This is a genomic window from Fictibacillus norfolkensis (genome assembly GCF_014836645.1).
GTDB lineage: Bacteria > Bacillota > Bacilli > Bacillales > Fictibacillaceae > Fictibacillus > Fictibacillus norfolkensis.
In genome coordinates, this window is sequence record NZ_JACSQM010000014.1 from 49,277 (window position 1) to 57,759 (window position 8,483).

11 protein-coding genes are annotated in these 8,483 nt (G+C 41.4%); 10 read left to right on the plus strand and 1 reads right to left on the minus strand.

The annotated features are described in order from the left end of the window. The first annotated feature begins 148 nt into the window (after positions 1-148). The 10 genes from H9648_RS19430 (at position 149) to lysS (ending at position 8,015) form a co-directional block, all read left to right on the plus strand. Positions 149-1,573, plus strand: coding sequence for an anthranilate synthase component I family protein (locus H9648_RS19430; RefSeq protein WP_191755377.1), 1,425 nt, complete (start codon positions 149-151; stop codon positions 1,571-1,573). Positions 1,574-1,601: 28 nt separating this feature from the next. Beyond that, positions 1,602-2,198 (plus strand): aminodeoxychorismate/anthranilate synthase component II, encoded by a 597-nt coding sequence (gene pabA, locus H9648_RS19435; RefSeq protein ID WP_191755366.1) that lies wholly within the window; start codon positions 1,602-1,604, stop codon positions 2,196-2,198. Next, entirely contained in the window at positions 2,183-3,031 is an 849-nt protein-coding gene (gene pabC, locus H9648_RS19440; RefSeq protein ID WP_191755367.1) for an aminodeoxychorismate lyase, read from the plus strand. The genes pabA and pabC overlap by 16 nt, the downstream gene beginning before the upstream one ends. 34 nt (positions 3,032-3,065) lie before the next feature. Next, on the plus strand, positions 3,066-3,911 hold the full coding sequence (gene folP, locus H9648_RS19445; protein WP_225219016.1) for a dihydropteroate synthase: 846 nt from the start codon (positions 3,066-3,068) through the stop codon (positions 3,909-3,911). Next, complete coding sequence (gene folB / locus H9648_RS19450; protein WP_191755369.1) at positions 3,904-4,266, plus strand: dihydroneopterin aldolase; 363 nt, start codon at positions 3,904-3,906, stop codon at positions 4,264-4,266. The genes folP and folB overlap by 8 nt, the downstream gene beginning before the upstream one ends. Then, positions 4,267-4,800, plus strand: coding sequence for a 2-amino-4-hydroxy-6-hydroxymethyldihydropteridine diphosphokinase (gene folK, locus H9648_RS19455; protein WP_191755370.1), 534 nt, complete (start codon positions 4,267-4,269; stop codon positions 4,798-4,800). After that, complete coding sequence (locus H9648_RS19460; protein ID WP_191755371.1) at positions 4,752-4,949, plus strand: helix-turn-helix domain-containing protein; 198 nt, start codon at positions 4,752-4,754, stop codon at positions 4,947-4,949. The genes folK and H9648_RS19460 overlap by 49 nt, the downstream gene beginning before the upstream one ends. 46 nt (positions 4,950-4,995) lie before the next feature. Continuing rightward, entirely contained in the window at positions 4,996-5,982 is a 987-nt protein-coding gene (dusB, locus tag H9648_RS19465; protein ID WP_225219010.1) for a tRNA dihydrouridine synthase DusB, read from the plus strand. Positions 5,983-6,090: 108 nt separating this feature from the next. Next, positions 6,091-6,504, plus strand: a complete 414-nt coding sequence (locus tag H9648_RS19470; protein WP_191755372.1) for a GreA/GreB family elongation factor — start codon at positions 6,091-6,093, stop codon at positions 6,502-6,504. Positions 6,505-6,521: 17 nt separating this feature from the next. Next, a complete protein-coding gene (lysS, locus tag H9648_RS19475) occupies positions 6,522-8,015 on the plus strand; it encodes a lysine--tRNA ligase (protein WP_191755373.1) in 1,494 nt (497 codons plus the stop codon). 243 nt (positions 8,016-8,258) lie between these two features. Here lysS and H9648_RS20820 read toward each other — a convergent pair. Further along, positions 8,259-8,483, minus strand: a 225-nt coding sequence (locus tag H9648_RS20820) for a hypothetical protein (protein ID WP_225219011.1), incomplete at its 5' end; no start/stop codon positions are given.

Sequence of the window (8,483 nt, forward strand, 5' to 3'; positions counted from 1 at the left end):
ATACTTCACAAGGTCATCATCCCTCAAAGACTTTTAAAGTGGAGATAATACCCATGTAAATGCAGGAAATTAAGAGAAAGATGTGCCAAAGTGAAACACCTCATGTACAATGTAAGCAGAAGATTTTTGGGAGAGTGACCGTATGGGGATGAACAAAAAATGGCATGTCATGCATTCATGTATACCTCTATCTAAAGAAGAGTGGTTCTACAAATACAAATCATTAGCGGCAACTGAACCTCGCCACGTTTTGTTGGAGAGCGGAAGAACTGGAAAGTATAGCATTATCGGTCTGTCACCGTTTGCTGAAGTCTCTGGTAAACATGACGTTCTAACAATCAAAACAGATGAGGGCTCAACTACACGTAAAGGCCCTATATATGAGCAGTTTCAGAACTGGTTTAAAGATTTTGATGTGGAGCGAGTAGAAGGACTTCCGGACTTTACGGGTGGAGCGATCGGTTATTTGAGCTATGATCTGACGCGCGAGTTTGAAAAACTGCCTGTAACTTCAGAAGATGATCTTGGTCTTCCGGATTTGTACTTTTTGCTGTTTAGAGATGTGTTTGTTTATGAACATGAAACAAGTATGTTATGGATTATAACGTTGACTGATAATAAGGATAACTCTTATAGCATGGACAAGCTGCGAGCTTACAAAGAAATGTGGGAAGCACCGTTATCGGCTACAACAGAAGTGGATCAAGAAATTCAGAACTATCCCATTGAAGATTTTAAACACGTTTCCATGACAGAGGATGTTTTTGTAGACGCGGTTAAAAAGATTCAAAGATATATTTCTGATGGTGATGTGTTTCAAGTGAATCTTTCTGTTCGTCAGTCACAGGTTCTACGAACAACTCCTTTAAACGTTTATGAAGAATTGAGAAGAATCAACCCATCTCCATATATGAGTTACTTAGAAACACCAGACTTTCAGTTTGTAAGTGCTTCACCTGAACTTTTAGTGAAGAAAAAAGGTGATCTTATCAGCACGCGTCCGATCGCGGGAACACGACCGCGAGGCAGAACAGAAGAAGAAGATATCGAGCTTGCAAACACGCTGATCCAAAATGAGAAAGAACGAGCAGAACATGTGATGCTCGTTGATCTTGAACGAAACGATCTTGGTAAAGTTTCGGTTTATGGCAGTGTGAATGTCGATGAGTTCATGGTGATCGAAAGGTATTCACACGTGATGCATATTGTCTCGAATGTGGTTGGAACATTAAGGCCGGAATTTGATGCGTTCGATTGCATCAAAGCGACATTCCCAGGCGGTACGATCACGGGCGCTCCAAAAGTTAGAACGATGGAGATCATCGAAGAGTTAGAGCCTGTTCGAAGAGGTGTGTACACTGGAAGTATCGGCTGGATGGGTTTTAACGGCGATACGGAAATGAATATCGCAATTCGGACGATGGTATGTCAAAATGAAACTGCACACGTTCAAGCGGGTGCGGGTATCGTTATTGACTCTATACCTGAAAGTGAGTATAAGGAAAGTCTAAAAAAAGCAGAGGCGCTGTGGCGTGCCAAAGAGCAGAGTGAGCTCGGGTCAATTTTGGTGTAAGACAGCACATGAGAGGAGATGAGACGAGATGATTTTAATGATTGATAACTACGATTCTTTTACGTACAACCTCGTTCAGTATTTAGGTGAGATGGGTGAGGAGTTAGTCGTAAAACGAAATGATGAGATAACGATTCAAGAGATTGAACAACTAAATCCCGATTTCTTAATGATTTCTCCGGGACCATGTTCTCCGAATGAAGCAGGTATCTCCTTAGAAGCGATCTCGCATTTTGCAGGAAAGATACCGATTTTCGGAGTTTGCTTAGGTCATCAGTCGATCGCGCAAGTGTTCGGCGGAGACGTGGTACGTGCAGAACGATTGATGCATGGTAAAGTGTCCCCTGTTCTTCATGACGGGAAGACGGTTTACAACGGACTTCCGCAAGAGTTTCCGGCAACACGCTATCATTCATTGATCGTAAAAAGAGAAACACTGCCTGAATGCTTTGAGATTTCTTCTTGGACAGATGAAGGAGAGATCATGGGGATTCGCCACAAAGAGCTTCCGATCGAAGGGGTTCAATATCATCCGGAGTCCATACTAACGGAAGATGGAAAGAAATTGCTAAGAAATTTCATTAATTTTTATAAAGGCAAGGAAGTTACATGTACATCTATTTAAACGGAAAAGTAGTTTCCAAAGATGAAGCTATGATCTCACCTTATGATCATGGCTTCATGTATGGTTTAGGGGCGTTTGAAACATTTAGAACGTATGATGGTTTTCCTTTTTTAATTCAGGACCACTTGAACCGACTCAGTGAAGCGTTAGACGAATTGAATATCAATCTCGTGCTAGATGCAGATACGGTTATTGAGATGGTGAGGACACTTCTAGCTAAAAATAAGATGAATGACGCTTATTTTAGACTTAATGTATCAGCTGGCGCGGGTGATATCGGATTACAGACAGATCCATATGAGGAACCTGTCGTTATTTTGTACACAAAGCCGCTCGTTGAAACAAGTTCAGTTTCAGAAAAAGAGCTGGTTCTACTAAAGACAAGACGCAATACGCCAGAAGGTGAGAAGCGGCTAAAGTCTCATCACTATTTAAACAGCATCTTAGGTAAGAGAGAGCTTTCTAACATGAATCAAGAAGGCATTTTCTTAACGAAAGAAGGCTATACCAGTGAAGGAACCGTATCAAACCTATTTTGGTTCAAAGATCATAAGCTGTTTACTCCTCACACTTCCACTGGGATTTTAGAGGGAATTACAAGAAAATGGGTTATGCATGCATCAGAACGGTTGAACATTCCTCTAGAAACGGGGAACTATACTCTAGAGACTTTAACGGAAGCGGATGAAGTTTTCCTTACTAACTCAATACAGGAGCTCGTTCCAGTCAGTCATTTTCAACATACAACGTTTCTTGGAGCTGAAGGTGAAGTGTATCAGAAGTTTAGAGAGCTCTACATGAAACATACGAAGAAACAATATCAAAGTATTTGATGTTTTTTGAAAGGATAGATTCTCCATGCACGAGATGATGCTAAGGCAGCAAAAAATGAACTACGGTGAATACGTACTTGATTTTTCAAAAAAAACATATGTGATGGGCATTCTTAATGTGACACCAGATTCGTTTTCGGATGGCGGACATCACAACCGGATCGAACAGGCGATTTCTCATGCGAAGCAGATGGTGAAGGACGGCGCTGATATGATTGACATCGGCGGAGAGTCCACTAGACCTGGTGCAGAAAAAGTACCGCTCGAACAAGAGCTCGAACGTGTGATTCCTGTAATAGAAGCTTTAAGAAAAGAAGTACACGTTCCTTTATCGATTGATACGTATAAAGCAGAAACTGCCTATCAAGCGATAAAAGCAGGTGCTCATATCATTAATGATGTATGGGGAGCTAAATTTGATCCAGATATGCCGAGAGTGATGGCGGAAACGAATGTGCCGGTCATTCTCATGCATAACAGGATTGATACGAACTACCAAGAATTCATGCCAGATGTAATCGCTGATCTTGAGCATAGTATAGCGATTACGGTTAAGGCAGGCGTTAACCCTGACAACATCATTTTAGATCCGGGAGTTGGTTTTGTTAAAACGTTTGAACAAAACCTTGAAACGATTAGGCGACTGAATGAAATTGTGCAGATGGGCTATCCTGTCTTATTAGGAACTTCACGAAAATCGATGATCGGCAAGGCACTCGATCTGCCAGTTGAAGAGCGGGTAGAAGGAACAGGTGCTACAGTTTGCCTTGGGATTGAACGCGGTTGCTCGATCGTTCGCGTTCATGATGTAAAAGAAATGAGCAGAATGACTAAGATGATGGACATCATGCTCAAAAAAGGAGCGGTGTCTCATGGATAAAATGTATGTGAACGGTATGAGGTTCTATGGCTATCATGGTGTGTTTAATGAAGAGCAAAAGCTTGGACAGCGTTTTAATGTGGACGTAGTATTATCAATGGACCTTTCCCAAGCGGGACTGTCCGATGAACTAGACAATACAGTTAATTATGGAGAAGTGTACGGAGTGGTTAAAGAAATCGTTGAAGGTGAGCCGGTTAAGCTTTTAGAAACATTGGCTGAAGCGATTTCTGCTTCCATCCTTGGAAAGTTTACTTTGGTAGATGAAGTGATGGTCAAAGTGATCAAACCAGATCCTCCGATTCCTGGACATTATGAATCGGTTGCTGTTGAGATCACAAGAGGTCGCGTATAGATGAACGGCCACAATATTGCTTATCTATCTGTCGGTTCGAACATGGGAGACCGAGAAGGTTTGCTTGAACGAGCGATATCAATGTTAGGCGAGTTTGATAATATTAGCATCGAATCTGTTTCGTCGATCTATGAGACAGATCCTGTAGGTGTGACGGATCAGCCATTATTCTTAAATTTAGCATTAAAACTCAAAACCACCCTTTCTCCACACGCGCTTTTAAGTAAACTGCAAGACGTAGAGATGAAACTAGACCGGAAAAGGGTTCAAAAATGGGGACCGCGAACAATAGACCTTGACATTTTATTGTATAATAGTGTAAGTATACAGACGGAAGAGTTAACCATTCCGCACCCACGTATGCTTGAAAGGGCGTTTGTTCTCATACCTCTATGTGAAATTGCTCCAGATGATATTTACCCGGAGAATTCAATTTCGTTACATCAAGTCCTTTGCGAACAAAGAGATAAAGAAGGTGTACGCATATGGAAGAAGACCGACTGGGAAGACGCATCCGTGCGTTCAGAAAGTTAAAAGGCTATACCCAAGAGCAGCTTGCTAAAGACATCGGAATCTCAGTTTCGGTTCTTGGTGAGGTGGAAAGGGGCAGCCGAAAGCCTAAGGGAGATCTGATTAAAAGAATAGCAGATCAATTCAGCATTAGCGTAGAAGAATTACAATAAGTAATCGATATATAAAGCCTGTAAGAGGAACGAGGTGATTGTTAACTTGAAAATCGGTGATATTCATTTAAAGAATCCGGTAGTTCTAGCGCCAATGGCCGGTGTGTGTAACCCTGCTTTTCGATTGATCGCTAAAGAGTTCGGAGCCGGGCTCGTCTGCGCAGAGATGGTAAGTGACAAAGGGATTCTGCATGAGAACGAAAGATCTTTAAAGATGCTTTATGTAGATGAACGCGAAAAACCACTTAGCCTGCAGATCTTTGGAGGCGAGCGTGAATCATTAGTGGCTGCAGCTAAATACGTAGATAAAAATACGAACGCAGACATTATAGATATCAATATGGGTTGCCCGGTTCCTAAAATCACAAAATGTGATGCAGGAGCAAAGTGGCTGCTGGACCCAGACAAGATTTATGAGATGGTAGCAGCTACGGTTGATGCGGTCCAAAAACCAGTAACTGTTAAAATGCGTATTGGTTGGGATGAAGATCACATCTATGCTGTTAAAAACGCACAAGCGGTTGAACGTGCTGGCGGAGCCGCTGTTGCTGTTCACGGCCGTACACGTGTTCAGATGTATGAAGGAGTAGCGGATTGGGACATCATCGGTGAAGTGAAGAAGAACGTATCGATTCCGGTTATCGGTAATGGTGATGTCTCTTCTCCTCAGGAAGCGAAAGATCGCATGGATCAATACGGTGTTGACGGAGTTATGATCGGAAGAGCTGCACTTGGCAACCCATGGATGCTTTATCGAACTGTTCAATATTTAGAGAACGGAATCATCGCACCTGAACCTACTGCTCGTGAAAAGATGAACATCTGCATGCTTCATATGGATCGTTTGATCGATCTTAAAGGTGAAGATGTTGCAGCAAGAGAGATGAGGAAGCACGCGGCTTGGTATCTTAAAGGCTTGCCTCAAACAGGTTCTGTTCGAAACGCGATCAACCAGATGACTACTCGTGAAGGCATGAATAAACTATTGTTTGAGTATGTTGATCAATTAGAAGAAGTACAAAAAATTAGCTAACACTAGCAACATACAGCCAGATCATCAGATGACTGGCTGTTGTTTGCTTAATAACAACAGATTCAGCATCGGGTGTTTTTCTTTATTATAATGGAGGAGGAATAGCTTATGGCTATGCTCAAACTCACCCAAGAAGGCACCAGGAATCTAGAAAAAGAACTACAATACCTATCAAAACGTAAAAAGGAATGCCGAAACAAAGCAGAAAAGGAATTCATTCATACACGGGTGTCTGAGATAAAAGATATTTTAGCTCAATCTATCATATGGCCGATGGTTAGAGAAGCGGGCTGCTATGTAGAACCAGGCTCTACTATTACAATTGAGGATATCATTCATAAAGAGCGGTACACATATACGATTGTTCATCCATTTGAAGCTGATCCCCGTGAAAACATGATTTCGGTGCAATCTCCCATCGCAAAAGCTGCGATTGGAAAAACGATTCACTCAACTTTAACTGTACGTGTTCCTTTCGGCGAAGATTTAACTTATACCATACTTGATATTCAAAACTGCTAAAAGCTAGGAGTGTTCCCATGAGCCAAGAAGTAGAATTAAATGACTTGCTTCGTGTTAGAAGAGAAAAGTTAACTGCATTAACGGAAAAAGGAGTAGATCCTTTCGGTACAAAGTTCGACCGTACACATACTGCAGCAGATCTTGTTGCAGAATACGGAGAAAAAGAAAAAGAAGAACTTGATAATGAAGAGATCTCAGTAACTCTCGCGGGTCGTATCATGACAAAACGCGGAAAAGGGAAAGCTGGATTTGCTCATATTCAAGACTTATCTGGAAAGATTCAGATCTATGTAAGATTAGATGCTGTTGGTGATGAGCAATACGAACTATTCAATACGATTGATATCGGTGACTGGGTAGGGGTAACTGGACTTGTCTTTAAAACGAAAGTAGGAGAACTTTCTATTAAAGCGAAGGATTTTCAGTTACTAACAAAATCCCTGCGTCCACTTCCCGATAAGTTTCATGGACTTAAAGACGTTGAACAGCGTTACCGTCAACGTTATGTAGATCTGATCATGAACCCGGAAGTTAAAGATACGTTTATTTCTCGTTCTAAGATCATCCGTTCTATGCGCCGCTATTTAGATGACAATGGATATTTAGAAGTAGAAACGCCTACCATGCATTCCATTCCTGGTGGAGCATCCGCTCGTCCTTTCATCACGCATCATAATGCACTTGATATGGAGCTTTACATGCGAATCGCCATCGAGCTTCACCTTAAGCGCCTTATCGTAGGTGGACTTGAAAAAGTGTATGAGATCGGCCGCGTATTCCGTAATGAAGGAGTATCAACGCGACATAACCCGGAATTCACGATGATCGAGCTGTATGAAGCATACGCTGATTACCTTGATATCATGGAATTAACCGAGAATCTGGTCGCTCACATCGCTGAAGATGTATTAGGCACAACAACGGTTACGTACGGAGACTATGAAGTAGATCTTAAGCCGCGTTGGAAAAGAGTACACATGGTCGACGCGATTAAAGAAGCAGCTGGCGTAGACTTCTGGCCTGAAATGACAGACGAAGAAGCTCGTGCTCTAGCTAAAGAACATAATGTACCTGTAAAAGACAACATGTCATATGGTCATATTGTAAATGAATTCTTTGAACATTTTGTAGAAGAAAAACTGATCCAGCCTACATTCGTGTACGGTCACCCACTTGCAATCTCACCTTTAGCGAAGAAGAATCCTGAGGATCCTCGCTTTACTGATCGTTTTGAGCTATTTATTGTCGGTCGTGAGCATGCCAACGCATTCTCTGAACTGAATGATCCGATCGATCAGCGTGAACGTTTTGAAGAGCAACTGAAAGAACGTGCTGAAGGTAATGACGAAGCGCATATGATGGATGAAGATTTTGTAGAGGCGCTTGAATATGGTATGCCTCCTACAGGTGGACTAGGAATCGGAATCGATCGTCTAGTGATGCTGTTAACAAACTCACCGTCTATCCGAGATGTTCTCTTATTCCCGCAAATGCGTCATTCTGAAAAATAATAGAGACCAAAAAGCCAGCTTCGTGCTGGCTTTTTGATTTTATGAGGATGTAAGTATAGGAATTAACAAAAAGAGTATCATAATGAAGGTGCTATTTATTGATTACCATTTCACTATATCTTGTATAAAATAAGGTGCACGATCGCTGTATCTTGTATACGCTTTAAACACGGGATAAACGCGCATATAAAAGTTATCTTTTTTTCGTAAAAACTATTGTACAAGAGCGAAAATGATGGTATATTATTCTTCGTCGCAAGGAATACTGACATGTTGATGTGCTTCACATAAACGATTAAATGTTTTTGAAAAAAGCTGTTGACAACGAGGGTTTCGACATGGTAATCTAATAAAGTCGCCAAAACGAGCGGCTAACAAAAATGAAACAAAAAGTTCTTTGAAAACTGAACAAAAGAAAATAGGTAAGGAATTAAGAATTAATTCCGTCAGTTTTAAAATCGAGCAAGA